The sequence below is a fragment of the Kitasatospora phosalacinea genome, from assembly GCF_000717185.1.
Taxonomy (GTDB): domain Bacteria; phylum Actinomycetota; class Actinomycetes; order Streptomycetales; family Streptomycetaceae; genus Kitasatospora; species Kitasatospora phosalacinea_A.
In genome coordinates this window covers 18,959-45,129 of sequence record NZ_JNYE01000007.1, presented here as the reverse complement: position 1 = coordinate 45,129, position 26,171 = coordinate 18,959, and the positions used below count along the sequence as shown (strand labels likewise).

27 protein-coding genes are annotated in these 26,171 nt (G+C 72.3%); 16 read left to right on the top strand and 11 right to left on the bottom strand.

Annotated features, from left to right (window positions below; translation table 11 throughout):
- The first annotated feature begins 88 nt into the window (after positions 1-88).
- On the top strand, positions 89-604 hold the full coding sequence (locus tag OO57_RS04885) for a YbjN domain-containing protein (RefSeq protein WP_033251002.1): 516 nt from the start codon (positions 89-91) through the stop codon (positions 602-604).
- A 31-nt stretch (positions 605-635) separates the two neighbouring features.
- Positions 636-1,133 carry an SLATT domain-containing protein gene (locus tag OO57_RS39120; RefSeq protein ID WP_051776583.1) on the top strand — a complete coding sequence of 166 codons (498 nt, stop codon included), beginning with the start codon at positions 636-638 and terminating at the stop codon, positions 1,131-1,133.
- 32 nt (positions 1,134-1,165) lie between these two features.
- On the opposite strand, the gene OO57_RS04875 is transcribed toward OO57_RS39120, so the two are convergent.
- Positions 1,166-2,428, bottom strand: coding sequence for an MDR family MFS transporter (locus OO57_RS04875; RefSeq protein ID WP_033251001.1), 1,263 nt, complete (start codon positions 2,426-2,428; stop codon positions 1,166-1,168).
- A 158-nt stretch (positions 2,429-2,586) separates the two neighbouring features.
- On the opposite strand from OO57_RS04875, the gene OO57_RS04870 reads away from it, so the two are divergent.
- Entirely contained in the window at positions 2,587-3,345 is a 759-nt protein-coding gene (locus OO57_RS04870) for a phosphoglyceromutase (protein WP_033251000.1), read from the top strand.
- A gap of 81 nt (positions 3,346-3,426) precedes the next feature.
- On the opposite strand, the gene OO57_RS04865 is transcribed toward OO57_RS04870, so the two are convergent.
- The 5 genes from OO57_RS04865 to OO57_RS04845 form a co-directional block, all read right to left on the bottom strand.
- Complete coding sequence (locus OO57_RS04865) at positions 3,427-4,665, bottom strand: tyrosine-type recombinase/integrase (RefSeq protein ID WP_033250999.1); 1,239 nt, start codon at positions 4,663-4,665, stop codon at positions 3,427-3,429.
- A 2-nt stretch (positions 4,666-4,667) separates the two neighbouring features.
- Entirely contained in the window at positions 4,668-4,922 is a 255-nt protein-coding gene (locus tag OO57_RS04860) for a helix-turn-helix domain-containing protein (protein ID WP_081973451.1), read from the bottom strand.
- Positions 4,923-6,230: 1,308 nt separating this feature from the next.
- Positions 6,231-7,559 carry a DUF3987 domain-containing protein gene (locus OO57_RS04855; RefSeq protein ID WP_051776581.1) on the bottom strand — a complete coding sequence of 443 codons (1,329 nt, stop codon included), beginning with the start codon at positions 7,557-7,559 and terminating at the stop codon, positions 6,231-6,233.
- Positions 7,560-8,262: 703 nt separating this feature from the next.
- A complete protein-coding gene (locus OO57_RS04850) occupies positions 8,263-9,030 on the bottom strand; it encodes a helix-turn-helix domain-containing protein (RefSeq protein WP_051776580.1) in 768 nt (255 codons plus the stop codon).
- On the bottom strand, positions 9,027-9,482 hold the full coding sequence (locus OO57_RS04845) for a hypothetical protein (RefSeq protein ID WP_033250998.1): 456 nt from the start codon (positions 9,480-9,482) through the stop codon (positions 9,027-9,029). The genes OO57_RS04850 and OO57_RS04845 overlap by 4 nt, the downstream gene beginning before the upstream one ends.
- 223 nt (positions 9,483-9,705) lie before the next feature.
- Between OO57_RS04845 and OO57_RS04840 the strand changes: the two genes are divergently transcribed.
- The 4 genes from OO57_RS04840 to OO57_RS04830 all read left to right on the top strand — a co-directional run bounded on the left by OO57_RS04840 (position 9,706) and on the right by OO57_RS04830 (position 13,290).
- A complete protein-coding gene (locus OO57_RS04840; protein WP_033250997.1) occupies positions 9,706-10,551 on the top strand; it encodes a sigma-70 region 4 domain-containing protein in 846 nt (281 codons plus the stop codon).
- Position 10,552: 1 nt separating this feature from the next.
- Positions 10,553-11,362, top strand: a complete 810-nt coding sequence (locus OO57_RS04835; RefSeq protein ID WP_033250996.1) for a protein phosphatase 2C domain-containing protein — start codon at positions 10,553-10,555, stop codon at positions 11,360-11,362.
- 231 nt (positions 11,363-11,593) lie between these two features.
- Entirely contained in the window at positions 11,594-12,343 is a 750-nt protein-coding gene (locus OO57_RS43545; RefSeq protein WP_158715020.1) for a hypothetical protein, read from the top strand.
- Between the two features lie 356 nt (positions 12,344-12,699).
- The gene (locus tag OO57_RS04830; RefSeq protein WP_033250995.1) at positions 12,700-13,290 is read left to right on the top strand and encodes a lytic polysaccharide monooxygenase auxiliary activity family 9 protein; all 591 of its coding nucleotides are present in this window, start codon (positions 12,700-12,702) and stop codon (positions 13,288-13,290) included.
- 77 nt (positions 13,291-13,367) lie between these two features.
- Here the strand turns inward: OO57_RS04830 and OO57_RS04825 are convergent, their stop codons facing one another.
- The gene (locus OO57_RS04825) at positions 13,368-13,547 is read right to left on the bottom strand and encodes a hypothetical protein (RefSeq protein ID WP_033250994.1); all 180 of its coding nucleotides are present in this window, start codon (positions 13,545-13,547) and stop codon (positions 13,368-13,370) included.
- Between the two features lie 148 nt (positions 13,548-13,695).
- On the bottom strand, positions 13,696-14,370 hold the full coding sequence (gene phoU / locus OO57_RS04820) for a phosphate signaling complex protein PhoU (protein WP_033250993.1): 675 nt from the start codon (positions 14,368-14,370) through the stop codon (positions 13,696-13,698).
- A gap of 284 nt (positions 14,371-14,654) precedes the next feature.
- Between phoU and OO57_RS04815 the strand changes: the two genes are divergently transcribed.
- Both OO57_RS04815 and OO57_RS04810 read left to right on the top strand, forming a co-directional pair.
- On the top strand, positions 14,655-15,935 hold the full coding sequence (locus OO57_RS04815; RefSeq protein ID WP_033250992.1) for a sensor histidine kinase: 1,281 nt from the start codon (positions 14,655-14,657) through the stop codon (positions 15,933-15,935).
- The gene (locus tag OO57_RS04810) at positions 15,932-16,624 is read left to right on the top strand and encodes a response regulator transcription factor (RefSeq protein WP_033250991.1); all 693 of its coding nucleotides are present in this window, start codon (positions 15,932-15,934) and stop codon (positions 16,622-16,624) included. Before OO57_RS04815 ends, OO57_RS04810 begins: the two co-directional genes overlap by 4 nt.
- 62 nt (positions 16,625-16,686) lie before the next feature.
- On the opposite strand, the gene OO57_RS04805 is transcribed toward OO57_RS04810, so the two are convergent.
- Positions 16,687-17,349, bottom strand: a complete 663-nt coding sequence (locus OO57_RS04805; RefSeq protein ID WP_033250990.1) for a hypothetical protein — start codon at positions 17,347-17,349, stop codon at positions 16,687-16,689.
- 374 nt (positions 17,350-17,723) lie between these two features.
- Here OO57_RS04805 and OO57_RS04800 point away from each other — a divergent pair, with 374 nt between their 5' ends.
- The 7 genes from OO57_RS04800 to OO57_RS04770 all read left to right on the top strand — a co-directional run bounded on the left by OO57_RS04800 (position 17,724) and on the right by OO57_RS04770 (position 24,469).
- A complete protein-coding gene (locus OO57_RS04800; RefSeq protein ID WP_014136563.1) occupies positions 17,724-18,206 on the top strand; it encodes a CarD family transcriptional regulator in 483 nt (160 codons plus the stop codon).
- A gap of 234 nt (positions 18,207-18,440) precedes the next feature.
- Positions 18,441-19,196: a 2-C-methyl-D-erythritol 4-phosphate cytidylyltransferase gene (gene ispD, locus OO57_RS04795; RefSeq protein WP_081973458.1), complete on the top strand. Its 756-nt coding sequence runs from the start codon at positions 18,441-18,443 to the stop codon at positions 19,194-19,196.
- On the top strand, positions 19,186-19,695 hold the full coding sequence (gene ispF, locus OO57_RS04790; protein WP_033250989.1) for a 2-C-methyl-D-erythritol 2,4-cyclodiphosphate synthase: 510 nt from the start codon (positions 19,186-19,188) through the stop codon (positions 19,693-19,695). Before ispD ends, ispF begins: the two co-directional genes overlap by 11 nt.
- A gap of 49 nt (positions 19,696-19,744) precedes the next feature.
- A complete protein-coding gene (locus OO57_RS04785) occupies positions 19,745-20,140 on the top strand; it encodes a PPOX class F420-dependent oxidoreductase (RefSeq protein ID WP_033250988.1) in 396 nt (131 codons plus the stop codon).
- 66 nt (positions 20,141-20,206) lie between these two features.
- Positions 20,207-21,601: a cysteine--tRNA ligase gene (gene cysS, locus OO57_RS04780; protein ID WP_033250987.1), complete on the top strand. Its 1,395-nt coding sequence runs from the start codon at positions 20,207-20,209 to the stop codon at positions 21,599-21,601.
- 93 nt (positions 21,602-21,694) lie between these two features.
- A complete protein-coding gene (gene rlmB / locus OO57_RS04775; RefSeq protein ID WP_033250986.1) occupies positions 21,695-22,687 on the top strand; it encodes a 23S rRNA (guanosine(2251)-2'-O)-methyltransferase RlmB in 993 nt (330 codons plus the stop codon).
- A 219-nt stretch (positions 22,688-22,906) separates the two neighbouring features.
- Positions 22,907-24,469, top strand: a complete 1,563-nt coding sequence (locus OO57_RS04770; RefSeq protein ID WP_051776578.1) for a DoxX family membrane protein — start codon at positions 22,907-22,909, stop codon at positions 24,467-24,469.
- 127 nt (positions 24,470-24,596) lie between these two features.
- Here OO57_RS04770 and OO57_RS04765 read toward each other — a convergent pair whose 3' ends face one another.
- Both OO57_RS04765 and OO57_RS04760 read right to left on the bottom strand, forming a co-directional pair.
- Positions 24,597-25,349 (bottom strand): nucleotidyltransferase family protein, encoded by a 753-nt coding sequence (locus OO57_RS04765; RefSeq protein ID WP_051776576.1) that lies wholly within the window; start codon positions 25,347-25,349, stop codon positions 24,597-24,599.
- Between the two features lie 211 nt (positions 25,350-25,560).
- Entirely contained in the window at positions 25,561-25,998 is a 438-nt protein-coding gene (locus OO57_RS04760; protein ID WP_033250985.1) for a hypothetical protein, read from the bottom strand.
- Between the last annotated feature and the right edge of the window lie 173 nt (positions 25,999-26,171).

The window sequence follows — 26,171 nt, the reverse complement described above, 5'->3', positions numbered from 1 at the left end:
CTTCCCGAGGCCCTGATCGCGCGTCCCGCCGTTCCCCCCGGCCCCCCTGGGCACGCGGGCCCGCCGGCCCGGAGGCTAGCGTGGGGGCATGGTTGCCAAGGACGACGCACTCACCCTCCTGCGCACCGCGCTCGACCAGGCCGGTGTCGCCTGGGAGCCGGCCGCGGCCGACCCGTACACGCTGGTCGCCGCGCTGCCGGGGACGCGGAAGCTCTCCACCGCCTGCGCGCTGCGGATCGGCGACCACACGCTGTCGGTGAACGCGTTCGTGATCCGGAGGCCGGACGAGAACCACGAGGCGTTCCACCGCTGGCTGCTGGAGCGCAACACCCGGATGTTCGGGGTGGCGTACGCGGTGGACCGGCTCGGCGACGTCTACCTGGTGGGGCGGCTGCCGCTGGAGGCGGTGACGCCGGACGCGGTGGACCGGCTGCTGGGCAGCGTGCTGGAGCACGCCGACGAGCCGTTCGACACCCTGCTGGAGCTGGGGTTCGCGACCGCGATCCGCCGCGAGTGGGAGTGGCGGACCAAGCGCGGCGAGTCCACCCGGAACCTGGCCGCGTTCGCGCACCTGACGAGCGAGACCCCTCCCGCCGGAGCCTGATCCGGGTATCCTCCCGGCCGGGGAGGAAACCATGGACACCGAACACGCCGGATCCGCCGAATCCGCCACCGCGCAACGGAAGTTGGCCTGGCTGGAGGCGGAACTCGCGGCCGAGCTGAAGGAGCGCCGACGGCGCCGCGACTGGGACCGGCGCCGGGCGCTGACCCTGCAGCTGGCCACCGTCAGCCTGTCCGCCCTGGTCACCGTGCTGCTCGGCCTGAAGGTCGGCGAGCCGCTGGCCACCCGGCTGGCGGACGTCGCGCTGGTCTCCGGCGCGCTGGTGACGGTGCTGGCCGCCTGGGCGGCGTTCTTCGGCTACCGCACGCTGTGGATCCAGCGCTCCGACACCGTGCACCGGCTGAACTCGCTGCGCCGCCGCCTCGGCCTGCTGAAGGCCGAGTACGGCGACTCGGTGCCGGAGCCGTCCCGGCTGGCGCCGCTGATCGAGGAGTACCAGGCGATCCTGGAGGACGACCACGACTCCTGGGTCCGGCTCCGGCAGAGCGAGGCGGGCGGCGCGGCCTCCTGAGCCCCCCTCGGGCCCCGGCCCGGAGCGCAGCCTCAGGCCGCCGCCTCCACCGGCACCCCGCCCGCCACCGGCACCCCGTCCACCACCGGCGGCCGGGGCCGACGGCGCCCGAGCGCGACGAAGGCGAGCGCGGCCAGCGTGCCCGCCGCCGCGCAGGTGCCCCACAGCGCCCAGCTGCCCGCGTACTGCAGCAGCAGGCCGCCGCCGAGCGGGCCGACGAACGAGGCCAGCGACCAGGAGAGCGAGTAGACGCCCTGGTAGCGGCCGCGGGCCCGGGCGGGGGAGTGCTCGGCGACCAGCGCCATCATGGTGGGCGCGGTGACGATCTCGCCGACCGTCCAGACCACCACCGTCAGCGCGTACAGCGCGGCGGAGGACCCGGCCAGCGCGGTCAGGCCGAAGCCCCAGCCGGTCAGCAGGGCGCCGACCACCAGCAGGGCGGTGCGGTCGCGGTTCTCCATCAGCCGGGTCAGCGGGAGCTGCAGCAGCACGATCAGCACCCCGTTCAGGCTGATCACCAGGCCGAACCGGGCGGCCGAGAGGCCGTGCGCGCCCATGTCGACCGGCAGCGTGGTGGAGCCCTGCTGGACGACCAGCGCCAGCAGCAGGTTCACCGCGACCACGGCCATGAACGGCCCGTCCCGGAAGACCGTGCCCAGCCCGACCTGCGGCTCCTTCCCGGTGGCGGGGGCGGCCTCCGGCTGCGTCTCCGGGACCTTCACGAACACCAGCACCGCGCACAGCAGCGTGGTCAGCGCGTCCAGCAGGAACAGCGCCAGGTAGCCGTGCAGGGCGATCAGCCCGGCCACCGCGGCGGAGGCGCCGAAGCCGATGTTGATCGCCCAGTAGTTCAGCGCGTACGCCCGGACCCGGTCCGCGGCGGGCACCAGGTCGGCGATCATCGCGCTGACCGCGGGGCGGGACGCGTTGCTCGCCAGGCCGACCAGGAAGGCCGCCGCGGCGATCGCCACCGGCCCGTCGGTGAACCCGAGCAGCGCGGTGAACAGCGCCGTGGACAGCTGCGCCGCCAGCAGCGTGGGCCGCCGCCCCAGCCGGTCGGTCAGCACCCCGGCGCCGATCGCGGCCACCGCCGAGCCCAGCCCGAACAGCGAGGCCACCAGGCCCGCGTACGCCGCCGAGTAGCCGCGCTCGTGGGTGAGGTACATGGCCAGGAAGGTCACCACGAAGCCGCCGAGGCGGTTCACCAGCGTCGACGTCCACAGCCACCAGAACTGGCGGGGGAGCCCGCCGCCCGCTCTGCGTGCTTCGGTGGCCAGGCGGGCGAGGAGGGGCATGGGGGCTCCCGGGCGGTACGGCCCGGAGCGGCCGCGGGCAGGGTGGGGCGGCCGCCCGCGGACGGGTGGAACGGTAAGAGTCGAAACCGATGGGCGAACGTTACATCGCAGGTGGACACCCGAGCGACCGGATTTACCCCTCCACTAGGCTTGGCCCCATGGCTGACACGACCTATCGCTTGATCCTGCTCCGCCACGGCGAGAGCCAGTGGAACCAGAAGAACCTGTTCACCGGTTGGGTCGACGTCGACCTCAACGAGAAGGGCGAGAAGGAGGCCGCCCGCGGCGGCGAGCTCCTGCTCGCCGAGGGCCTGCTGCCGGACGTGCTGCACACCTCGCTGCTGCGCCGCGCCATCCGCACCTCGCAGATCGCCCTCGACAAGGCCGACCGCCACTGGATCCCGGTCCGCCGCAGCTGGCGCCTGAACGAGCGCCACTACGGCGCCCTCCAGGGCAAGGACAAGGCCCAGACCCTCGCCGAGTTCGGCGAGGAGCAGTTCCAGCTCTGGCGCCGCTCCTACGACACCCCGCCGCCGGCCCTCGCCGACGACGCCGAGTACTCGCAGGCCGGTGACGCCCGCTACGCCGAGATCCCGTCCGAGCTGCGCCCGAACACCGAGTGCCTCAAGGACGTCGTCGAGCGGATGCTCCCGTACTGGTACGACGCCATCGTGCCGGACCTGGCGGCGGGCAACACCGTCCTGGTCACCGCCCACGGCAACAGCCTGCGCGCCCTGGTCAAGCACCTGGACGGCGTCTCGGACGAGGCCATCGCGGGCCTCAACATCCCCACCGGCATCCCGCTCGTCTACGAGCTCGACGCCGACTTCAAGCCGGTCGCCGCCGGTGGCCGCTACCTCGACCCGGAGGCCGCCGCGGCCGCCATCGAGGCCGTGAAGAACCAGGGCAAGAAGTAGCCCCTGAGACATAACGGCCCCTCACCTGCGCGTTAGGCGCGGGAGAGGGGCCGTCGTCAGCACCGGGCCGTCTGTGGGCCGTCAGCCCTCGTGATCATGAGGCTTGAACACACCCTCGATCGCCTTCCGGGCCCGGTGCCGACTCTCGGGCATCAGGTGCGCGTACACCCGCAGCGTCAGGCCGGGGTCCGAGTGCCCCAGGTACTCGCTCACGGCCTTGATGCTCTCCCCGGCGTCCAGCAGTACCGAGGCGAAGAAGTGCCGCAGGGCGTGCATGCCGTGCTCGCGGGCGGCGGCGTAGGGCTGGCCCTTCTCGGGCGTCGGGATGACACCGGCGGCGGCCAGGGCAGGCTTCCAGTAGTCCTCGTTCAGCACCCCGCGCCAGACGATGTGTCCGGCCGCCCCGGTGAAGATCAGCCGCTTGGTGACTGGCGGCCCGCCCGTCCGCATCCACGGGAGCGTGATCTCGACCGGCGGGAACTGCTTCATGTGCGCCCGGAGTGCGTCCGCCACCGGCTGGGGCAGAGGCACGTTCCGCAGCGTCCCGCCCTTCGGCGGCGCGAACACCGGCTTGCTCAGGCTGAGTTTGAGCTGCTGTGTGACGTGCAGCGTGCTGGTCTCGAAGTCGAGCGCGTCCACGGCCAGGCCGAGGATCTCGCCCTGCCGAAGCCCGCATCCGGCGCCCACGTCCACGGTGCTCCGGTACCGCGCCGGCAGGGCGGCCCGGACGGCGAAGACCCGATCCGGTTCCCACGGGACGACGCGCTTCGAGCCGACCACCGGCGGGCGGACGGTCTGCGCGGCGCACGGGTTCCGCAGCAGGTAGCCGTCATCGACAGCCGCGCTCAGCACGGCGCGGACGTTGGAGAAGATGACCCGGGCGTACGAGCCGGACATGGCGGCCGTCTCCAACTGGGCGACAAACTCCCGCAGGTGCCCCGGCTGGAACGACGCGAGCGGCCGGGCCCCGATCCGGGGGAAGGCGTGCAGCCGGAGCTGAGACCGCATGGACGCCTGCGTGTTGGGGTCGCTGGTCTGGGTGCTCAGCCAGTGCTCGGCGAACTCCCGGAAGGTGGTCTTCGCCATCGCCGGGTCGAGGTACTGGCCCCGGGACATGTCGGCCTCGATCCGGGCCAGCCACTCCTCCGCCTGGCGCTTCTGGCGGTCGGGGAAGCTCTTCGACTTCTCGTCCCCGTCGGGGGCCGTGTAGCGGGCCCGGTAGCGCAGGCCGGTGCCGTGTCGGTCGGTCTTGACCCGCCGCGGCTTGCCGTCGGGGCCGGGCTCGGTCTTGAACCAGCGGTCCTGAATGTGTCCAGCCATGGTCAGGCCGCCTCTCCGGTCTGGTCGGCCACCCACTGGGCAACCGCGTTGGGGTCGTAGCGCAGGTGCCGGCCGACGCGGAACCCGGGCGGGCCGGTGCGCTTGCGGCGCCACTGGTAGACGGTCTCCAGCGGTACGCCGAACAGGGCGGCGACGTCCTCCGGGCTGAGGTAGCGCTGCGGCAGGGCGGGTGGTGCGGCCTGGGACGGGGCCAGGCTGAGCGGTCGCGCGGCACTGGGCCGCTGACGGCTGGTCATGGGGCGGATCTCCTTCGAGGTGATGTTGGGGGCGGCCGTCTGTCTGGCGGATTGGGGACCGTCCCGGGTTACTGCGGGTGACGGGAGTGCTGGCGTCAGGGGCGTCAGAACGCCCTCCGGCGGGGTGTCAGAGAGCTGCTTCGGAGGGGCGTCAGAGGCGTCAGAGAGGGGTGTCAGACGGGGCGTCAGACGCGTCTGACGGGGGTCGCGCGCACGCGTTACCTAGGGATTTGGGTGTCAGCCGTCAGAAGGTGTCTGACGCGTCAGACGGTGTGGTCCCTGCTTCGCTTGGCGGTGACTTTCCGTGATGGTGGTCGCGGTTGGTGCGGGCCGGGGCCGGACGGTGGTTGTGGTGGTGAGGTTGGGTACGGCTGGCGGTCGGCCGTGGTGAAGAGGCCAACCGCTCCCCCCGAGGCGGGGGTTGGCTTCTTCTGCGGGCCTGTCGTGTTGCCTGTCGCCTGTCCTGTCGCGCGGCCTGTCCTGTCGCCTGTCTTGTCGCCTGTCGTTCGCAGGTCGGGAGGGGGACGGGGGCTGTGCGGCAGGCGGACGGGGCCCCTTTGCGGGGGTGGCGACAGGCGACAGGACAGGGGTGGTTCGGGTGCCGGGCGGGGTGGTGCGGGCCTGTCATCCGGCCTGTCTGTCACCTGTCGCCTGTCACCTGTCTGTCACCTGTAATCCGCAGGTCACAGCGGGGGTTCAGGCTCCGGGCGGCCTTGGCACCCCCTCTTAAGAGGTGGGGTGACAGGTGACAGGCGGAGGGGTCTGGAAGGGCAAGAGGAGCACGGCGCGCCCCGGGTGCTCTTCTTGCTGTTCGGGGAGCGGCGGCTGCTCTAGCGCGGCGGGCGCCGGGGGTGCTGGAAGGGCCCGTGGGCCGCTTCCCGGGGTTCGGGGCCGGGCCACGCTAGACGCTAGAGAGCTGCTCAGGGCTGGTTTGGCTCGCTAGCGGGGTCGCTAGGTCTAGCGGGGCCGGATGCTAGCTCTAGCGAGGATTCCGGGGGTCTTGCCGAAGCGTGGTGGGGAGCGGGCGCGGGGGGTCGTGGCCGGTGTTCTGGACGGTCGGGGTCGGCCGGCGGGGCGGTTCGTGGCGGTGGCGGTGGGCATGGCGGGGTTCTCCGTTCGGGGCGGGGTGGAAAGGGTGGAAAGGTTGTTAAGGGTGCTGACCTGGGGTTTTGTCTGGTGGAAAGGTGGGTGGAAAGGGGTGGAAAGGGGGGTCGGCCTGCTGGGGCCGGGGGCTTGGCACCCCTTTCCACCACCCCTGGCACCCGGTGTTTTCGCAGGTCAGGGGGCTTTCCAACCTTTCCACCCTTTTCACCCCGGGGGTGCGAAGAGGTAGACGGTGCGGTGGCGTCCGTCGCCGGGCACCTGCGCGGCCGCGTAGCCGGGCAACTCGCACAGCCGGGAGGTCAGTTCGGCCCGCCAGGGGGCGGTGCGGCGCTTGAACAGCCGGTACACCTCGTCCCCGCTCAGCCCGGCCGCCCCGGCCTCGCGCACGGCCCTGGCGAGCTTGTCCAGGTCCGGATCGCCGGTGGTGTTCGCGGCGGGCCCCAAGATGTGGGCGGCGCTAGCGCGGGCGTAGCGGATGAGCGCCCACGCGGCCCGGAGGTGGTCTTCGCCGATGGTGTCGCGGTGGTCGAGGAGGGCGTAGACCATGGCGGTGCGCTTGGTGTACGGGGCGGCGCGGGCGGTGAACTCCGCCAGCGGGCCGTCCCCGTCCTCCTCGCCGGACAGCGCCGGGTACACCTCGCTACGCCACAACTCCGCTGCCTGGTCTGTGAGTTGGACTTCGCCGACGCGGCGGGCGTCGTCCAGGACGGTGCGCCAGGCGGCGGCGAGGTTGTTCACCAGGGCCTCCGGCGCGCCGGTGGCGTCGGGCAGCAAGAGGTTGCGGTGCACGAACACCGGCAGGAAGCGGTTGTAGGTGCCTCCGGCCATCTCGGAGTCCTGCATCTTGGCGCGCAGCTCCCGGGGGCTGATGTGGCCGATGAGGGCGATGTGGGGGGCGGTGGCGCGCAGGGCCTCGCGGTTCATCACGCCGAGGTCCTCGCCGTTCCACGCCTGCCGCAGCACCCCGCCCAGCGAGGAGCCCTCGCGGCGGGCGCGGGCCATGGTGATGCCGTACTCCGACTCCACCACCCACAGCCGCTTGTCCACCACCCCCGCCGTCTCCTTGCCGGTCTTCGGATCGGTCTCCCCGTCGCGCACGGCCTCGATCAGGCCCTCGCCGGAGGAGAGGCCGGTGGGGGTGTTGTCGGCGACGAACGCCGGGACGGCGGCCTTGAACAGGCGGCGCACCGTGTTCGACGCCGCACCCTTCCTGCCCGCCGCCGTGGCGCCGACGGTCAGCGCCCAGATCAGGGCGGGGTGGCGGTCGTTGCCGATCCACAGGAACGGCCCCGGGCCGATCACGGCCCCGCCGGCGGAGAGCAGGTTGACCAGGATGCCGACCGGATCGGCCTCCGTGGTCGCGTCGAGGGCGCGCACGGTCTCGCCGACCCAGCCGCAGAACACCTCGGGGTCGGGGACGGGGCCGGGCCGGGTGGGGCGGTCGGCGGTGTCGGTCGGGTCGTAGAACGGGTTACCGCTGGGGGTTGGTCGGGTGGTGTCGGGGGCCGGGAGGAGGTCCTGCGGTGGTCGCATGTCGTCTCCGGGGTCGGGTGGTCGGTCGGTGTCCCACCTGCCGCGATCGGCCGATCCTCACGAGCGCTCACGGCCGCTCACCACCCGCTCACGGGCCGATCGGACGGGCGGCGGAGCAGGGCCGGAGTCGGGGCTGTGCGGGCGTCGGGATCGGGTGCGGTGGTCGGATCGGTCGGGTGGTTGGTCGGGCGTGTTCACGGGTGCTCACCGGGCCGGGCTGCCCCCTCCTTAAGAGCGCTTCCCCACCCCGCCGGTCGGGTCGGCGGGCCGCTCTGCCCCGGCCAGCCGCTTGTGCGGAGCGGGGCGGAGAAGCGCTCTTAAGGAGTGGGGGCTTCGGGGCCGTTTCAGGCCCGGCGGCGTGCGTTTCAGCGGCAGCCCCCGGAGCTTCGGCCACGGCTCCCGGAGCTTCGACCGCGCTCCGGTGAGCGGGCCGTGAGCGCCCCGTGAATCCCGGCGGGAGGGTGGCCGTTTCAGGTCCGGCCGCGCCCGCTTCGGCGGCAACCCCCGGCGTTTCAGGAACGGCCCCCGGCGCTTCGGCGGCGGCTTGGGCCGCTTCGGTGAGCGGGCCGTGAGCGCCCGTGCCGGGGGTGTCCGCTTCGGCGACGGCGGGCCCGGTTTCAGGTCCACCGCTCCCCGTTTCAGCGGCACCCCGGCGGGCTTCAACCCGGCTTCGGTGAGCGCCCGGTGAGCGCCCGTGAGCAGGTCAGGGGCGGGTGTGGCCGGGGGTGAGGGTCCAGCGGTGGTCGCGGGGCAGGGCGGTGGCGAAGACGTGGTCCAGGCCCAGCAGGAACGTGCCGGTGAACGGGGCCCGCTCCAGCCGGTGGAGGTGAAGCACGGGGCAGGCGGCGGCCGGGGCGCCGTCCACCTTCGGCGACACCAACAGGTCGTCGTCGGCGCGGATCACGTCGTTGGCCACCCCGTGGTGACGGAACAGCCGCACCCCGGGCACGTCCTGAAGGACGGCGAACAGGTCCTCGATCAGCAGCAGCCGCGTGGCCTCGTGCTGGGTGGCGGCGCCGGTCGGGTCGGGCAGCGCCAGGCGCACCCGCACCCCGGCGCGGGCCCGGCGGGCCAGGACGGCCACCAGGTCCGGCACCACGTCCCCCAGGAACAGTCCGCACGAGACGGTGATGTCGATCCGGTCGGCGGCCTTGTCGAGGAGCTGGCTCCACAGGGCGGCCGGGACCGCGCTGCGGTTCGGGTACCAGGACAGCACCTCCTCTTGGGGCTCGGCCTGCGCCCGGCGGCGGGAGCCCAGGGTGGGCCACAGCTCGTAGGGGTCGGCGTGCAGCAGCTTCGCCGCCGCCATGGCGTGCCGGGCGTGGGGCATGCGGCCCGGCTCGTTCATCCACCGCTCCACCGTGCGCGGGTCCATCCGGATCGCTTCGGCCAGCGCGTCCACCGTCAGCCCGGAGGCCACCAGCGCGGCCCGCAGACGGGCATTGCCCGCCGTCAGCGTCGCCGTACTCACACCGCCACCGCCTTCACGCCGCGCACCAGCGACAGAGCCGGGACGAACACCGCAGCCGACGCCGGCGGCTCCGGGGCACTCACCCCGAAGATCCGCGTCACCGCCGCGCCCAGACGCACCGCGAAGTCGTGCAGCTCACCGCGCCGACGCCCCTCGTAGACGTCCAGCGCCAGGTGGGCGAAGTCCTCCGCCGCGTCCAGGCCGGTCTGGGCCATGGCGAACCACAGGCACTCCACGATCTTCGCCTCGCTGCCGCTCTCCAGGTCCTCGCGCATCAGCAGCGCACCCGGGGTGAACAGCAGACGGCCCAGGATCTCCGCGAACGACAGGTGCAAGGTCATCTGCACCGCCACACGCGGCTCCTGCTCCTCGGCCTCCGGCTCGCCGAACACGTTCACCTGCGAACGGATCGACCCCATGGTCAGTGGCTCGGTGACCAGCGTTCCGTGCATGATGGAACTCCCTTCGAGGGGTTGGAGCGACGGTCTTTCTTGGCGGATTGGGCGTCGCTCCATCACATTTACGCAGCTCAGAGGCGCACTAACTTGCCCCACCCTTGGTGCTTAGGGGGGCTTGCGCTTCCTTCTGGCACCCAAGGTAGGCAGGCGGCAACTGCCCGTCAAGTCCCCCTTGCGATACTCTTGCTTCGCCCCCCTAAGCGGTGAAGGGATCAAGATGCACGAGGAGCTTGAGCGAGTGGCCGGCGTGGCGGTCCCGATCGAACGGGCCAAGGCGGCGATCGCCCTGATGGCCGACTACCAGAACCGGGTGGTGGAGCTGTCTCGCGTCCGGCGCGAGGCGATCGAGGAAGCGTCCGCATCGGGCATGTCGCAGACCGAGATCGCCGCCCTGCTCGGCGTGAGCCGTGGGCGTGTTGGGCAGCTCGCGTCGGCTGGCCCGGCGCCGGAGCGGGCCTTCTTCGGCTTGGGGCCGATGACCGTTGCCCTTGGTGGGAAGTATGAGGCGGGGAAGTCTCCCGATCAGAACCCCAGCGAGGTCGTGACCAGGGAAGACCTGAAGAACTACGAGCATCTGCGGAAGCTGTTCGCGGGTCTGAAGCTCGACTCCGACTACGAGGTAGTTCCGCCGTCCGGGATCGTGAACCTCAACCGGGAACACCTGGTGGTGGTCTGCGGGCCGAGGCTGTCCCCGATCATCGCCCAGGTGCTCGAAGGTGACGACAACCTGCGCTTCCGCAAGGACCGGGCCTGGCACCTGGTGGACCTGCGTACGGAGACCGAGCACCGCTCTCCGCTCGACGAAGGCGGGACGGCCGGGGACGTCGGCTACCTGGCCAGGCTGCCCCGCCTCGACGGCAAGGGCACCTTCCTGTACATCGCGGGCATCCACTCGATCGGCGCGAACGGAGTGGTGCACTACCTGGAGAACCACCTGGGCGAGCTGTACCGCGACGTCCGGACGAAGCGCTTCTCCACGCTCATCTCCTGCCGGTACGACCCGGAGACGCTGGACGTCCTGGAGAGCACCCGTATCACCCCGATCTACCGACACGAGGGCTGACATGCGCGTCTCCATCGCTACCGCCCCCGGCGGCCCGAATCCCAACGAGGACTGGGTGGGTGCCACGACGTCGCTCGCCGTCGTCCTGGACGGGCTGAGCACCGCCGGGCTCGACACCGGCTGTCGGCACGGCGTGCCCTGGTACGTCGCCCAGCTTGGCGGCCACTTGGTCGGCGCGCTGGCCGACTCCGGCCGGCCGCTGGCCGATGGGCTGGCCCGAGCCCTCGACCAGGTGGCCGGGCTCCACCCTGAGTGTGACTTGGCCAACCCCGGCACGCCCTCAGCAACGGTCTCGATCGTCCGGGCTGGTGCGGCGACGCTGGACTACCTGGTGCTCGCCGACTCGCCGATCGTCTTCGAGCGGGGCGACGAGTACACGGTGAAGACCGACCTCCGGGTGGACACCGTCGTCCCGGAGCTTCGGGCGGAGACGCAGCGCTTCGCCACCGGAACACCGGAGCATGCGGAGAGCGTCCGCCGCATGGTGGAGGCTCAGCGACTCACCCGGAACGCCCCCGGGGGCTACTGGGTGGCCGCCGGAAGCGGCGACGCTGCTGGACACGCTCTGACCGGGTCCGTGTCGCTGGCCGGCGTCCAGGCGGTGGCGGTCATGTCGGACGGGGCCGCCCGGCTGGTCACCGACTACCAGGTGGCGACGTGGGCAGACGTGTTCGGCATCCTTTGGGAGCGCGACGCCAGCGGGCTGATCTCTGCGGTTCGGGAGGTCGAAGCTACTGACCCGGACGGTCGACGCTGGCCCCGGTTCAAGTCCGGAGACGATGCGGCCGTGGCGTTCTGCCGACTTTCATAAAACGCTCGCCAGCCAGCTCGCGTGGGCGCTATTCTTCAACATCTTGCTTGAGATTGGGTAGCCAGGGCGGGTTCAATGGTAGAGGTAGACCTGAGGTCCGCATGGGCCAAGTATCGACACGCCTGCGCGCAGTTCGAAGCGCTAGCGGCTTATGTGGAAGCGCAGGATAGGGGCCTTGCGGAGTCTACTCCCCTGGCTGCCCATTTCGACCCTGTCGCGGGATTTCACGTCGTGCGAATCTCCCGTGTGCCTGATATTCAGGAGATTGTCGAAGAGCTCAGTCTGCGAGCCGGAGATGTAATCAATAATCTCCGCACCTCACTGGACCACCTCATGTGGCAGCTCGCCCAGCTACAAGGCCCGCCAAGAGACCCTTTGCGTGTGAAGTTTCGCGTCTGCAAGACGAACGGCTTGTCCTGCACGAAGCCGGACTATCTGGGGTCGCAGGTCTGGGGTCAGGTGCATGAATTTCAACCGTGTAAAGGTGTGAATGGGCGTGCCGATAGCTGGCCTGGAGAGTATGTGCACCAGGCTGAGCAGCTGGCAAAACTTTCCAATCATGATAAGCATCGAAATATCGTTGATATTGACCCTGCGGTAAGCGGATTTAGTTCAATCCCTACTCGACTTACGCTTCCGCCGTGGATTGAGGTAATCGACGGCGAGCACATCTTTGCCCCGGGGCGGCTGGGCGATCCCGATCCAGATGCTGAGGTGATCGACCTAAGCCGGGCGGACCACCGGCTTGCGGTTGGAGCGGAGGTGGCTCGGGTCAGAGCGCAGCTGTGGGGCTCTGTGGAGACAATCGGCTTCATCGGGTTTGCTCGGCTTCACTTCACGCTCCCGCAGCTGCTGCCGTTGTTGCCCACTCTCCAGCGGTTGTCCTTGTACTGCCACGAAGTGCTTACAGCCTTCACGCCCGATAGTGCTGCCGGGCCGTCTGTGGGCCGTCCGATGGTGCCAACGAATGGCCAACGATGACAGGGGGTGACGGCATGACGCCTGGTCAGAGCGGGGTGAGCAGCGCGCAAAAGTCGGCAGTTCAAACCCAGGGCAAGAAGTAGTACCCGCTCGCCCTCGCCCCACCTCTCAGCCCCCTGCCCGGCGCAACGACGCCCCGGCCCAGGGGGCTGTTCCGTTTCCTGACGCGGCGTCAACCAGGGGGTGGCAAAGCTTGGTTCAGGGATGAGAATGGTTCAGACCATTGACGGGGGGAAGGCGCGGCTCCTAGCGTGGGGGCACTGTCGGCGCGGGCATGACAATATTGGTCGCCCCCCACGCGACCGCTTCCGCGTGCCCGTGTTCGCGCACTCCATCCACCCCCACGGAGGAGCACCATGCGCAAGCGCAACATCCTGGCGGTCGGCATCGCCGCCGCCGCCGCGGTCCTGGCCACCGCCATCCCGGCCAGCTCGCACGGGTACATCACCACGCCGCCCAGCCGCGCCGGACTGTGCGGGGCGGGCGTGGTGAAGAACTGCGGGCAGATCCAGTGGGAGCCGATGAGCGTCGAGGGGCCCAAGGGCTTCCCGAGCCGGGGCCCCGCCGACGGCACGCTGTGCGCCGGCGGCGACGCCCGCTGGGCGCCGCTCGACAACCCGCGCTCCGGGGCCTGGCCGGCCACCAAGGTGACGGCGGGGCAGCAGCTGACGCTGACCTGGAGCATCAGCGCGCGGCACGCCACCACGTCGTTCCGGTACTTCATCACCAAGCCGGGCTACGACGCCACCACCAAGATCACCAGGTCGAACCTGAACCTGACCCCGCTGCTGACCGTGCCGATGGGCGGCAAGCTGCCCCCGGCCTCGCTCAGCCACACCGCGACGCTGCCCGGCGACCTGACCGGCCACCAGGTGATCCTGGCGGTCTGGGACATCGCGGACACCGGCAACGCGTTCTACCAGTGCATGGACGTCAACTTCTCCTGACACCAGGAGGAAGGCCGGACGGCCGGGCACCCTTCCAGAGGGGGTGCCCGGCCGTCCGGCCGTTCGCGCGCGGGGCCTCAGTGGCCGCCGCAGCAACCGCCGGTCGCGCCGCCGCACTGGCAGGGCGAGCCGGACTGGCAGCCGCAGCCGCAGCCCGGGCCGCAGCCGCAGCCCGCGGCGAGGACCGGCAGCAGCCGGGCCGCGACCGGGGCGGTCGGGGCGGGCGGGGGAGTGTTCGGGGTGCCGGTCGTCTTCAACGCGCTGCCTCCTCGTCCGGGCGGAGCCGGGCAGCCCGAAGGGAGCGCCCGTCCCTTCGAGTGAACCCGGCGGCCGACGGCACGTCAACGGGCGCGCGGGGGCTGGCCGTTCGGCCCCCGTGCGCCCCCTCGCCGGAAGCGGGAGGTCCTACTCGGCCGGCTCCGCGGTGGCCACGAAGTCGTCCACGTGCTCGCCGGTGACCAGGTACACCACGCGCTTGGCGACCGAGACCGCGTGGTCGGCGAAGCGCTCGTAGTAGCGGCCGACCAGGGTGACGTCCACCGCGGTCTCGATGCCGTGGTGCCAGCGGTCGTCCAGCAGGTGCGAGAATAGCTCGCGGTGCAGGGCGTCGATCGCGTCGTCGTCCGCCTCCAGCTCCAGCGCCTTGTCGACGTCCTTGGTGGCGATCACCAGGCCGGCCTTGGCGACCAGGCGCTGGGCGAGCTGCCCCATCTCCAGCACGATCGGGTGCAGGTCGTTCGGGACGGCGGTCTCCGGGTAGCGCAGCCGGGCGACCTTGGCGACGTGCCGGGCCAGGTCGCCGCAGCGCTCCAGGTCGGCGCTCATCCGCAGCGAGGTGACCACGATGCGCAGGTCGGTGGCGACCGGCTGCTGGCGGGCCAGCAGGTCGATGGCGCGGTTCTCCAGGTCGTGGTGCAGTCCGTTGACCTTCTCGTCGGCGGCGATCACGCTCTCCGCCAGTTCGAGGTCCGCGTCCAGCAGGGCGGTGGTGGCCCGGCCCATCGCCGAGCCGACCAGGCGTGCCATCTCGACCAGGCTGTCGCTGATCGAGTCGAGTTCCTCGTGGTACGCGTCGCGCATGCGCTCTTCTCCTCCAGTACCGGTGTCGGTGGCGGTGCCGACCGGACGCCCCGGACCGGCCCGCCGGAGGGCGGGGGTGCGGGCGGCCGCTGCTGGTGGCGCGAATGGTAGCCGCGTCACCGCCCGCACGGGCTTGCCCGGCCCAGACTGGGCCGTTCGGGCGACCTCCCACGGCCGCTGCGGTGAACCGGCGGGATCGTGGAGGTGAATTCTCGGCAACGCCAGGCCGATGCCTTGATCGCACCCTTACGGAGCGCGCCCGGACACCATTTACGCTGGCTGGCATGGACGTGAACGTGGCCGCCGCCGCTGCCTGCGCCATCGCCGGGCTCGGTGTCGGTCTCACCGCCTCCATCGCCTTCCGCTGGAGCGAGCGCGAGCAGGCCCGCGACAGGAGCGGCAGGAGCGGCAGGACGAGCAGGACGAGCGGGACCGGCGGACCGGCGGAGCTGGACCAGGAGCCCGCCCTCCCCCCGGGCGTGGACACCGTGCTCTCGGTGCTGCGCTCCTGCGCGATCGTGCTCGGCGAGGGCGACGAGGTGGTCAAGGCCTCCTCGGCGGCCTACGCGATGGGCCTGGTGCGCGGCGGCAAGGTGGCCGTGGACCAGATGCTGTCGCTGGCCCGCTCCACCCGGCGGGACGGCGAGATCCGGCAGATCGAGCTGGAGCTGACCCGCCCCGGCACCTCGGCCCGCACCGCCGAGCCGCTGGCGGTCTCGGTCCGGGTCGCCCCGCTGGGCTCCCGGCTGGTGCTGGTGCTGGTCGAGGACCGCACCGAGCGCCGCCGGATCGAGGCGATCCGCCGCGACTTCGTGGCGAACGTCTCGCACGAGCTGAAGACCCCGGTCGGCGCGCTCTCGCTGCTGTCCGAGGCCGTCGCGGACGCCTCCGACGACCCGGAGGCGGTGCAGCGCTTCGCCGGCCGGATGCAGGTGGAGGCCACCCGGCTGGCCAGCCTGGTGCAGGAGATCATCGACCTCTCCCGGGTCCAGGACGACCAGCTCAAGGTCGACCCGGAGCCGGTCGCGGTGGACGAGCTGATCGCCGAGGCGATCGACCGCTGCCGGCAGACCGCCGCGGCCAAGCAGATCGTCATCGCGGCGGGCGGCACCACCGACCTGTACCTGGTCGGCAACCGCGGCCAGCTGGCCGCCGCACTCGGCAACCTGGTGGAGAACGCGGTGAACTACAGCCCGCCGCGCACCAGGGTCGCCCTCGCCACCCGCCGGATCTCCAGCGCCGCGGCGCTGGGCGAGGCGGACGGCGAGCTGATCGAGATCTCGGTGACCGACCAGGGCATCGGCATCTCGGAGAAGGACCGCGAGCGGATCTTCGAACGCTTCTACCGGGTGGACCCCGCCCGCTCCCGCCTGACGGGCGGCACCGGCCTCGGCCTGTCCATCGTCAAGCACGTCGCCGCCTCGCACCGCGGCACCGTGTCGGTGTGGAGCGTCGAGGGCCAGGGCTCCACCTTCACTCTGCGGCTCCCCGCCGGGCAGGCACCGGCCGGGGGACCCGAAACCCACGCAGCAACCACACTTCCTGCCCCGGAGGCCCGATCGTGACCCGTGTACTGGTGGTCGAGGACGAGGAGTCGTTCAGCGACGCCCTGTCGTACATGCTCCGCAAGGAGGGCTTCGAGGTGGCGGTCGCCGCCACCGGGCCCGACGCGCTGGAGCAGTTCGAGCGCAACGGAGCCGACCTCGTCCTGCTCGACCTGATGCTGCCGGGCCTGCCCGGCACGGAGGTCTGCCGCCAGCTGCGGGTCCGCTCCAACGTCCCGGTGATCATGGTCACCGCCAAGGACAGCGAGATCGACAAGGTGGTCGGCCTGGAGATAGGGGCCGACGACTACGTCACCAAGCCGTACTCCACCCGCGAGCTGGTCGCCCGGATCCGCGCGGTGCTCCGCCGCCGCGGCGAGGACGGCGGCGGCGACGGCGCGGCCGCCCCGGGCGCGCTGGAGGCCGGGCCGGTCCGGATGGACGTCGACCGGCACGTGGTGACGGTGGACGGCGCCAAGGTCGACCTGCCGCTCAAGGAGTTCGACCTGCTGGAGATGCTGCTGCGCAACGCGGGCCGGGTGCTCACCCGGATGCAGCTGATCGACCGGGTCTGGGGCGCGGACTACGTCGGCGACACCAAGACCCTGGACGTCCACGTCAAGCGCCTGCGGGCGAAGATCGAGCCCGACCCGGGCGCCCCGCGCTACCTGGTCACCGTCCGCGGCCTGGGCTACAAGTTCGAGCCGTAGGCCCGGCGGCGCGCACAGCAGGAGGGCCCCGCCGCGGCGGGGCCCTCCTGCGTGACCGCGGACTACTGCTGGGCCGAGGCCGAACCGGACGGGACGGCCGGGGCGCTCGCCGAGCCGCTCGCGGTGGCGCCGGCCGACGGCGAGCCGCTGGCACCGGCCGAGGCGGAGGCGGCGGGGGAGACCGGGGCCGAGGCGGACGGGGACGGGGCGGCGGCCTGCGGGCCGAAGTCCTCGTAGTAGCCCTCGGCGGGCTGCACGTTGGCGTCGGCGGAGACCTCGCCGGCGTTCTTGAAGGTGAAGGTGGTCCTGGCGTAGCCGCCGACCGACAGCTCCGAGCCGGGCACCGAGGCGGTCGGGCCGCCCTCGGCGCCGAGCAGCACGGACTGGCCGGGCGCGAGGGTGATGCCCTGGACGGCGGCGCCGCTCTCGTCGGTCAGCGCGGCGGCGCTGTCGCCGATCTTCACCGAGGTCAGCACCTCGGCCTCGCCGCCGGTGTTGGCGATGTTCACCGTGAGGGCGGCCGCGCCGGAGTACTCGCCGGCGGTGCCCTTGGGGGTGACCACGACGATGTTGTTGAGCTTGACGTCGGTGCCGATCGCCGTCGCCGCGTTGTCCGGCTTGATCTCCAGCGTGCTCGCGTCGTTGCCCGCGGCACAGGCGGCCAGCGGGACGATCGCGGCGAGGACGAGGGCGGCTGCAGCGCCGCGTCGAAGGCTCCGGCTCACGGCGGCGACTTCTCCTTGATGGGGGACGATCCAGCGGAAAACGGATCACGGTCGGTGGTCGAGGGCCAGACTACCGACCACACATATCCGCCTCTCACGGGGTGGCCCCGTGTCGCGGTCCGATCACGATCCGGGGCGTCCGGCGCGTCGGGGGCAAAAACTCAAGATCCAATCATGGTTTCGGGGCGGTGACCAGAGGTTTCGTGCCGCGGTCAGACCGCCTCCGACCTGCGGGAAGCCCGGATCGAACACCGGTCGCAGCATGCGACGGGGGTGGTTGTCAAGCCCTGGAACCCGCCCTGACCTGCGAAAACGCCCTTCGAGTCAGCCGAAAAGCGTGTTATTCTGGAAAGCCACGGAAGGGGTCCTGTCACATGACGTTCAAGGTTGGCGACACGGTGGTCTACCCCCATCACGGGGCTGCGCTGATCGAGGCCATCGAAACTCGCCAGATCAAAGGTGTGGACAAGACCTACCTGGTGCTGAAGGTGCAGCAGGGAGATCTGACGCTTCGCGTTCCCGCGGAGAACGCCGAGTTCGTCGGCGTCCGCGACGTGGTGGGCCAGGAAGGCCTGGACCGCGTCTTCGAGGTGCTCCGGGCACCGTACACCGAAGAGCCCACCAACTGGTCTCGCCGGTACAAGGCGAACCTCGAGAAGCTCGCGTCCGGCGATGTGATCAAGGTCGCAGAGGTCGTCCGCGACCTGTGGCGCCGCGAGCGCGAGCGCGGCCTGTCCGCCGGCGAGAAGCGGATGCTGGCCAAGGCCCGGCAGATCCTGGTGAGCGAACTGGCGCTCGCCGAGAACACCAACGAGGACAAGGCCGAGACGCTGCTCGACGAGGTCCTCGCCTCCTGAGCGGTCGAGACGGCTGCACGTCCTGACCTCCCAGCCTGATCTCCCAACCTCCGCAGCGGGGTTGAACCAGGTGTGACGCAGCGCCCGGTGGTGCCCCCAACGGCACCTCGGGCGCTTCGCCATGCCCGGAAGGGGTCGGTGGCACGGCGGTGCGTCGGGCGCGGTTCCACTAACGTGCAGTCAGGAAGGGGGCCTGCCCGCTCGCGTCATCCGCGCTCGGCACGGGCCATACCCATCACTACCGAGGAGCCAAACCTGAACGCCTCAGCACAGCTCGCGGCAGCGGTCGTCCCGGCCGCCGGACGCGGCGAGCGACTCGGCCCCGGCGCCCCCAAGGCGCTGCGCGAACTCGGCGGCGTGCCGCTGCTGGTGCACGCCGTCCGGGCGCTGGCCCGCAGCCGGGCGGTCGGCCTGGTGGTGGTGTGCGCCCCGCCGGACGGCGTGGCCGGGGTGGTCTCGCTGCTGGACAGCCACGGCCTGGACGGCAAGGACGTCCGGGTGGTGCCGGGCGGCGCCAGCCGGCAGGAGTCGGTGCGGCTGGGCCTGGCCGCCGTCCCCGCGGGCACCCGGGTGGTGCTGGTGCACGACGCGGCCCGCCCGCTGGTGCCGGTCGAGGTGGTGGACGCGGTGGCCGCCGCCGTCCGCGCCGGGGCGGCGGCGGTGGTGCCCGCGGTGCCGCTGGCCGACACCGTCAAGCGGGTCGAACCGCAGCCGTCCGGCCCGGAGCCGGTGCTGGACACGCCCGACCGCTCCACCCTGCGCGCCGTGCAGACCCCGCAGGGCTTCGACCTGCCCGCCCTGGTCGCCGCGCACGAGCGGGCGCTCGCCGAGGGCGCCGAGGTGACCGACGACGCCGGGCTGATCGAGCGCTTCGGCGGCCGGGTGGTCGTGGTGCCCGGCCACGAGGAGGCGTTCAAGGTGACCCGTCCGCTGGACCTCGTGCTCGCCGAGGCCGTGCTCGCCCGCCGGAGGGCCACCGATGGCTACTGACCGCCCGAACGACCGCCCGGTCCTCCCCCGCGTCGGCATCGGCACCGACGTGCACGCCTTCGAGGAGGGCCGCCCGCTGCGGGTGGCCGGTCTGGACTGGCCCGGCGAGACCGGCCTGGCCGGGCACTCGGACGCCGACGTGGCCGCGCACGCCGCCTGCGACGCGCTGTTCTCCGCCGCCGGGATCGGCGACCTGGGCGCGCACTTCGGCACCTCCCGCCCCGAGTGGGCGGGCGCGGCCGGGGTGGCGCTGCTGGCCGAGGCGGCCCGGCTGGTCCGGGAGGCCGGTTTCGAGATCGGCAACGTCGCCGTCCAGGTGATCGGCGTCCGCCCGAAGGTCGGCAAGCGCCGGGCCGAGGCCCAGGCCGCACTGTCGGCGGCGGTCGGCGCCCCGGTGTCGGTCTCCGGCACCACCACCGACGGCCTCGGCCTGACCGGCCGCGCGGAGGGACTCGCCGCGATCGCCACGGCGCTGGTCTACGAACGGCCCGCCGCCTAGCCTGGCCCAGATCCTGACGAACGCTCAGGAACCGGACACAGGAGGAGACATGGCCGTCGAACTCGTCGACAAGGTGAAGGAACTGCTGGACGCGAAGAGCTACGCCGTGGTCTCCACGGTGCAGCCCGACGGCAGCCCGCAGTCGTCCGTGGTCTGGGTGAAGCGGGACGGGGACGACATCCTGTTCTCCACCGTGCAGGGCCGCCGCAAGCACCTCAACCTGGTCCGCGACCCGCGGATCAGCCTGCTGGTCAACCCGGCGGACGACCCGTACACCTACTTCGAGGCGCGCGGCGAGGTCGCGATGACCACCGAGGGCGGCCGGGAGCTGATCGACGAGCTGTCCCACAAGTACCGGGGCGAGGACTACGGCTTCGACGGGCCCGACGACGTCCGGGTGGTGGTCCGGCTCAGCCCGCGCAAGATCGTCGGCAACATCGGCTGAACGAGGGCACGCCAAAGGGGCCGGAAGGTGGCGGGGCACCCCCCGCCGCCCACTACCCTGGTCGCTGTGAGCCTTCGCCTGTACGACACCATGACCCGCCAGGTACGCGACTTCGTCCCGCTGGTGCCGGGCTGTGTCTCGATCTACCTGTGCGGTGCCACGGTCCAGGCGCCGCCGCACATCGGGCACATCCGCTCCGGCCTGAACTTCGACGTGATGCAGCGGTGGTTCCGCTACCGCGGGTACGACGTCACGTTCGTCCGCAACGTCACCGACATCGACGACAAGGTGATCGCCAAGGGGCGCGAGCAGTCCACCGAGTGGTGGAAGATCGCGTACGCCAACGAGCGTGCCTTCAACGAGGGTTACACCGTCCTCGGGTGCCTGCCGCCGAGCGCCGAGCCGCGCGCCACCGGCCACGTGCCCGAGATGATCGAGATGATGCGCGGCCTGATCGAGCGCGGCCACGCGTACGCCGCCGACGGGAACGTGTACTTCGCGGTCACCACCTTCCCGGGTTACCTGGAGCTCTCCAACCAGGAGCTGGAGAACCTGCGGCAGCCCTCCGGCGACAACGAGACCGGCAAGCGCGACCCGCGCGACTTCGCGATGTGGAAGGCCGCCAAGCCCGGCGAGCCGAGCTGGGAGACGCCCTGGGGCCGCGGCCGTCCGGGCTGGCACCTGGAGTGCTCGGCGATGGCGCACAAGTACCTCGGCCGCGCCTTCGACGTGCACGGCGGCGGGCTCGACCTGATCTTCCCGCACCACGAGAACGAGATCGCCCAGTCGAAGGCGTACGGCGACGAGTTCGCCAACTTCTGGGTGCACAACGCCTGGGTGACGCTGGCGGGCGAGAAGATGTCCAAGTCGCTGGGCAACTCGGTGCTGGTCTCCGAGATGGTCAAGCGCTGGCGCCCGATCGTGCTGCGCTACTACCTGGCCGGGCCGCACTACCGCTCGATGATCGAGTACAGCGAGGAGTCGCTGCGCGAGGCCGAGACCGGGTTCGCCCGGATCGAGGGCTTCATCGAGCGGGCCGTGGAGCGCTGCGGCCCGGTCGACGCGGCGCCCGAGGTGCCGCCGGCCTTCGCCGAGGCGATGGACGACGACCTGGGCGTCCCGCAGGCGCTCGCCGTGGTGCACACCGCCGTCCGGCAGGGCAACAGCGCGCTCGGCGCGGACGACAAGGAGTCGACCGCGGCCCGGCTCGCCGAGGTCCGGGCGATGCTCGGCGTGCTCGGCCTCGACCCGCTGGACGAGCAGTGGGCCGACGGCGGCGGCCAGGGCGAGGAGCTCACCGGCGTGGTGGACTCGCTGGTCCGGCTGGTCCTCGACCAGCGCCAGGCCGCCCGCACCCGCAAGGACTTCGCGACCGCCGACGCGATCCGCGACCAGCTCGGCGCGGCCGGGCTGGCGATCGAGGACACCCCGTCCGGCCCGCGCTGGACGATCAACCCGTAACAACCAGTAGCCCCCCGGGGCGCGCAGGGGCCGTACCTTTGTAGGGGTGCGGCCCCGACGCACGAAGCAGACGCAGAGACAGGAAGTACAGCCATGGCCGGCAACAGCCAGCGCAGGAACCGACGCAACGCCGGATCGAAGAAGGGCGCGAGTGTCGGTACCGGCGGCCACAGCCGGAAGGCGCTCCAGGGCAAGGGCCCGACCCCGCCCGGCGAGGCCCGCAAGGGGCACCCCAAGCAGCGCGCCGCCAACGCCGCGCTCAAGCGCGAGCGCGACGCCAAGTCCCGCGCGGGCATGCGCCGCTCCGGCGCCGGTTCGCGCAGCGGCCGCGGCGGCGCGGGCGCGGCCGAACTGGTGGTGGGCCGCAACTCGGTGGTCGAGGCGCTGCAGGGCGGCGTCCCGGCGACCGCGCTGTACGTGCAGCAGTTCATCGACACCGACGACCGCGTCCGGGACGCCTTCCAGGCGGCCAACGAGCGCGGCGTCCCGCTGATGGAGGCCCCGCGCCCGCAGCTGGACCAGATGACCGGCGGCCTCAACCACCAGGGCCTGGTGCTGCAGGTCCCGCCGTACGAGTACGCGCACCCGGACGACCTGCTGGAGGGTGCCGCCGATTCGGGGCAGGACGCGCTGATCGTCGCGCTGGACGGCGTCACCGACTCGCGCAACCTCGGCGCGGTCGTCCGTTCGGCCGCCGCGTTCGGCGCGCACGGCGTGGTGATCCCGGAGCGCCGGGCGGCCGGCATGACCGCCGGTGCCTGGAAGACCTCCTCCGGTGCGGCGGCGCGCCTGCCCGTGGCGCGCGCCACCAACCTGACCCGCGCGCTGGAGGCGTACCAGAAGGCCGGCCTGATGGTCGTCGGCCTGGCCGCCGACGGCGAGGCCGAGATCGGCGACCTGGACGCGCTGACCGGCCCCGTGGTGATCGTGGCCGGCTCCGAGGGCAAGGGCCTGTCCCGGCTGGTGTCGGAGACCTGCGACCTGCTGGTGCGGATCCCGATGCCCGGCCAGACCGAGTCGCTGAACGCCGGTGTGGCCGCCGGCGTGGTGCTGTACGAGGCCTCCCGGCTGCGCGCCAAGCGCTGACGGCCCGGCACCGGGTCGTTTTCGTGGGGGAACCGGTCGGGTCCGGTCGGGCCCGATCGGTTTTCCCATGATCACTTCAAATCCTCTCCCGGAATCCACCCGGGAGAGTGTCCTCGGGGCCCGTCACTCGGTTAGAGGGGTGTGGACACCAGAACACCTCTGCGCCTCGGGCAGCGCCCCGCGGGGATAGACGACGGACCGGTCCTCAACACGGTCCGTGTGCCGTCCGACCCGTCGAGGCTCAGCAGCACCCAGGCCAGCTTCCGGGTCAGGCTCTCCGCCCCGGTGGCCCCGATGATCGACGCCCCGGCCGGTGCCGCCTTCGGTGACCCGTACGGCCTGCAGAGCGGCGTCCGCCCGACGGTCACCCCGCAGGTCGTGGTGCCCGCGTCGTCGGTGCCCGCGCTGGCCGGGATCACCGCCGCCTCGGTCACCGGCGCGGCACCCCGCCGCCGGGCCCGGGTGGTCACCGCCTGGAGCGGCCAGGCCGGGCCCGGCGACACCGCCGCGACCCAGCTGCTGGAAGCCGTCCGGCTGACCACCGTGCCCGCCCCCGCCAAGGGCTACGGCGACGACGACACCCAGCAGCTCCAGGCCGTCCCGCGGCAGTACGGGCCGACCGGCGGGCAGGCCGGTGCCCCGGACGAGACCCCGCACGTCGGCGTCCCCGACCTGCTGGACGAGTCGGTCCGGATCGGCGCCGGACGCAGCTGGCAGCCCGAGGGCGAACTGCCCGAGGTGCCGTCGCTCAGCGAGGGCTCCAAGCACGCCTGGTACCCGGGCCGCCGGGTCGACCTCGGCCTGGTGCTGCTGCCGCTGCGCGTCCTGCTCGGCTCGCTGTCGGTGTACGCCGGGTTCAGCAAGCTGTGCGACCCGGTGTACTTCGACGGCGGCGAGCGCGGCTCGATGATGCGCTGGCTGTCCTCGCTGCACCCCTGGAAGGTCGCCCAGCCGCTGCTGGACTTCGCGATGGCCCACCCGGTCGGCGCCGGGCTCGCGGTCTCCTTCCTGGAGATCGTGGTCGGCGTGCTGTCCGTCCTGGGCCTGTGGCAGCGGCTCGCGGCGGGCACCGCGATGGCGCTGTCCGCGGCGCTGCTGTTCACCGTGAGCTGGAAGGCGGTGCCGGTCTACGACACCCCCGACCTGATCTTCCTCGCGGCCTGGAGCCCGCTGTTGATCGCCGGAGCCCCGTTCGCCTCGCTGGACGGCCGGATCGCCCTGGAGGCGTTCCGGCGGCACGGGCCCGCCGCGTCCGGCGCCGTCCGGCGGCGGATGCTGCGCCGCCGCGGCGTGGTCACCGCGGTCGTGGTCGGCCTGACCCTGCTGTCCGGCTCGCTGCTCGGCGCGGCGGTCCGCACCGGCGACACCAAGGCGCCCGCCAAGCCGCCCACCGACTACGGCTCCCCGATCTGGCCCAGCAGCAGCCCGTCGCCGTCCGCGCCCTCGCCGAAGCCCTCGCCCAGCCCCAGCAGCGGCCCGAGCAAGGCCCCGGCCTCCTCGACGCCCTCGCCCTCGCCCAGCCGCAGCGGCACCAAGTCGAAGCAGAACGGGGGCAGTTCGACGAGCAGCACCCCGCCCCCCACGCGGGGCGGCTCCGGCACCTCCGGCACGGGCGGCGCCACCAACGGCGGTTCGGCCGGCGGCACCGGCAGCGGCGGCGCCCCCACGGGCACCCCGCGCACCGCGCAGCCCTCGCACGGCGTGATCGGCGGGCTGCTGGGCAGCGGGCCGCCGCTGCTGGAGCTCGGCATGAGCCCGCAGCAGCCCGCGGGCACCGCCTGACGGCCGCCGCGGAAGCCGGTAGGGCCCCTCCCCGCGTCGGGGGAGGGGCCCTACGGCCGTTCCTGGGGCCTTTCCGGCGTTCCTGGGGCCCTTCCGCGCCCTTTCGCCCGGTGGCCCTGCGCCGCGGCTACTTCCGGGTCGCGGCAAGCTCCTTGGCGGCCTCGGTGAGGTCCTTGGCGGTGTCGATGGCCCGCCAGTAGCAGCCCTGCGGCAGCTGGTACCCGGCCAGGCGGCGGTCGCGGGCGAGCTGCGGGAAGGTGGTGCGCTCGTGGTCGCCGACCTCGGGCAGCAGCTCGTGGAAGCCCGGCGCGAAGACGTACAGGCCCGCGTTGATCAGGAACGGGGACGGCGGGGCCTCGATGAAGTCCAGCACGTTGCCGAACCGGTCGGTCTCCACCGCGCCCCACGGGATCCGCGGCCGGGCCAGCGCCAGGGTCGCCACGGCGGCCCGCTCGTGGTGGAAGGCGGCCATCTCGCGCAGGCTGAACCTGGTCCAGATGTCGCCGTTGGTGGCGTACCAGGGCTCGCCGGGGCGGGGCAGGGCGGCCGCCGCGTACTTCAACCCGCCGCCGCGGCCCAGCGGTTCGGCCTCCACCACGGTCCTGGTCCGGAGCGGCAGGTCGGCCTGCTCCAGCCACTCCTGCAGCACCTCGGCCAGGTGCCCGCAGGAGATCACCACGTCGGTGACGCCCTCGGCGGCCAGCCACTCCAACTGGTGCCCGATGATCGGCCGTCCGGTGCCGGGGATCTCCACCAGCGGCTTGGGCCGGTCGTCGGTGTACGGCCGCAGCCGCGAGCCCTGACCACCCGCCAGGATCACCGCCTGGGTGACGGCGGGGGCGGTGGCGCCGGGGGCGGTGCCGGTGGTGTCTGCTGTCATGCGCGCCACGATAGCGGGCCCGTCCGCTCGGGAACGGGCCCGCGGGGGCCGCGTCGCCGGGAGCCGCGTCGCCGCGGGCCCGGGGCTCCTCACGGCCTCACGGCCTCACGGCCTCGTCCGGCGCGTCAGTGGGCCCGTGGGCCGGGGGAGGCCGACCGGTGGGCGCTCGGTCGGCGGGCGCTCAGCTGGTGGACGCGCGGTCGGCAGGTGCTCAGTTGACCACGCCGGCGGCGAACGAGCCGTCGCAGACCGGGCGGGCGAAGGAGCGGGCGCGCTGCACGTCGCCCTGGTACTTCTTCACCGCGGCGCGGCCGAGTTCACCGGCCAGCTGGCTGCAGTACGGGGTCAGCGAGGGCTTCTCGCGCATGGTGCGCTCCAGCAGGTCGAGCGCCGTCCCCGGGTTGTGGTTCTTCAACTCCTCCATCAGGTCCACCCGGAGGGCGTCCTGCGGGGCCATGCCCTCGGTGCTGGGGACGGTGGAGGTGCGACCGATGGCGCCGTCGCCGCTGGAGGCCGCGACCACCTGCTGGTCGAGCCCCGTCGGCGGGGCCCACGGGACGCGGGTGACGGCGAGCGTGCCGGTGGTCACCAGGATCACCGGCAGGGTGAGGGCAACGGTCTGGGCGATGCGGCGCACGAGCTGTTTCACGCACAGGAGAGTAGCGCTGCGTGGCGGAGCGGGCGCGCCACGTTACCCCATCGGGTGACGGGTGTCCCGTTTTGTACCTCCACTGGGTTGACGGAACGCACCCGGAGAACGCCGGAACCCCCTGCCGACCGCCGTGGGCAGGGGGTTCCGTGGAAGAGCGGTGGGACGGGCGC

Bases quoted from the DNA above. Each gene is read 5' to 3' on its own strand.
- OO57_RS04885 (WP_033251002.1), top strand. From the start codon at position 89: ATGGTTGCCAAGGACGACGCACTCACCCTCCTGCGCACCGCGCTCGAC.
- OO57_RS39120 (WP_051776583.1), top strand. From the start codon at position 636: ATGGACACCGAACACGCCGGATCCGCCGAATCCGCCACCGCGCAACGG.
- OO57_RS04875 (WP_033251001.1), bottom strand. From the start codon at position 2,428: ATGCCCCTCCTCGCCCGCCTGGCCACCGAAGCACGCAGAGCGGGCGGC.
- OO57_RS04870 (WP_033251000.1), top strand. From the start codon at position 2,587: ATGGCTGACACGACCTATCGCTTGATCCTGCTCCGCCACGGCGAGAGC.
- OO57_RS04865 (WP_033250999.1), bottom strand. From the start codon at position 4,665: ATGGCTGGACACATTCAGGACCGCTGGTTCAAGACCGAGCCCGGCCCC.
- OO57_RS04860 (WP_081973451.1), bottom strand. From the start codon at position 4,922: ATGACCAGCCGTCAGCGGCCCAGTGCCGCGCGACCGCTCAGCCTGGCC.
- OO57_RS04855 (WP_051776581.1), bottom strand. From the start codon at position 7,559: ATGCGACCACCGCAGGACCTCCTCCCGGCCCCCGACACCACCCGACCA.
- OO57_RS04845 (WP_033250998.1), bottom strand. From the start codon at position 9,482: ATGCACGGAACGCTGGTCACCGAGCCACTGACCATGGGGTCGATCCGT.
- OO57_RS04840 (WP_033250997.1), top strand. From the start codon at position 9,706: ATGCACGAGGAGCTTGAGCGAGTGGCCGGCGTGGCGGTCCCGATCGAA.
- OO57_RS04835 (WP_033250996.1), top strand. From the start codon at position 10,553: ATGCGCGTCTCCATCGCTACCGCCCCCGGCGGCCCGAATCCCAACGAG.
- OO57_RS04830 (WP_033250995.1), top strand. From the start codon at position 12,700: ATGCGCAAGCGCAACATCCTGGCGGTCGGCATCGCCGCCGCCGCCGCG.
- phoU (WP_033250993.1), bottom strand. From the start codon at position 14,370: ATGCGCGACGCGTACCACGAGGAACTCGACTCGATCAGCGACAGCCTG.
- OO57_RS04815 (WP_033250992.1), top strand. From the start codon at position 14,655: ATGGACGTGAACGTGGCCGCCGCCGCTGCCTGCGCCATCGCCGGGCTC.
- OO57_RS04800 (WP_014136563.1), top strand. From the start codon at position 17,724: ATGACGTTCAAGGTTGGCGACACGGTGGTCTACCCCCATCACGGGGCT.
- ispF (WP_033250989.1), top strand. From the start codon at position 19,186: ATGGCTACTGACCGCCCGAACGACCGCCCGGTCCTCCCCCGCGTCGGC.
- OO57_RS04785 (WP_033250988.1), top strand. From the start codon at position 19,745: ATGGCCGTCGAACTCGTCGACAAGGTGAAGGAACTGCTGGACGCGAAG.
- rlmB (WP_033250986.1), top strand. From the start codon at position 21,695: ATGGCCGGCAACAGCCAGCGCAGGAACCGACGCAACGCCGGATCGAAG.
- OO57_RS04765 (WP_051776576.1), bottom strand. From the start codon at position 25,349: ATGACAGCAGACACCACCGGCACCGCCCCCGGCGCCACCGCCCCCGCC.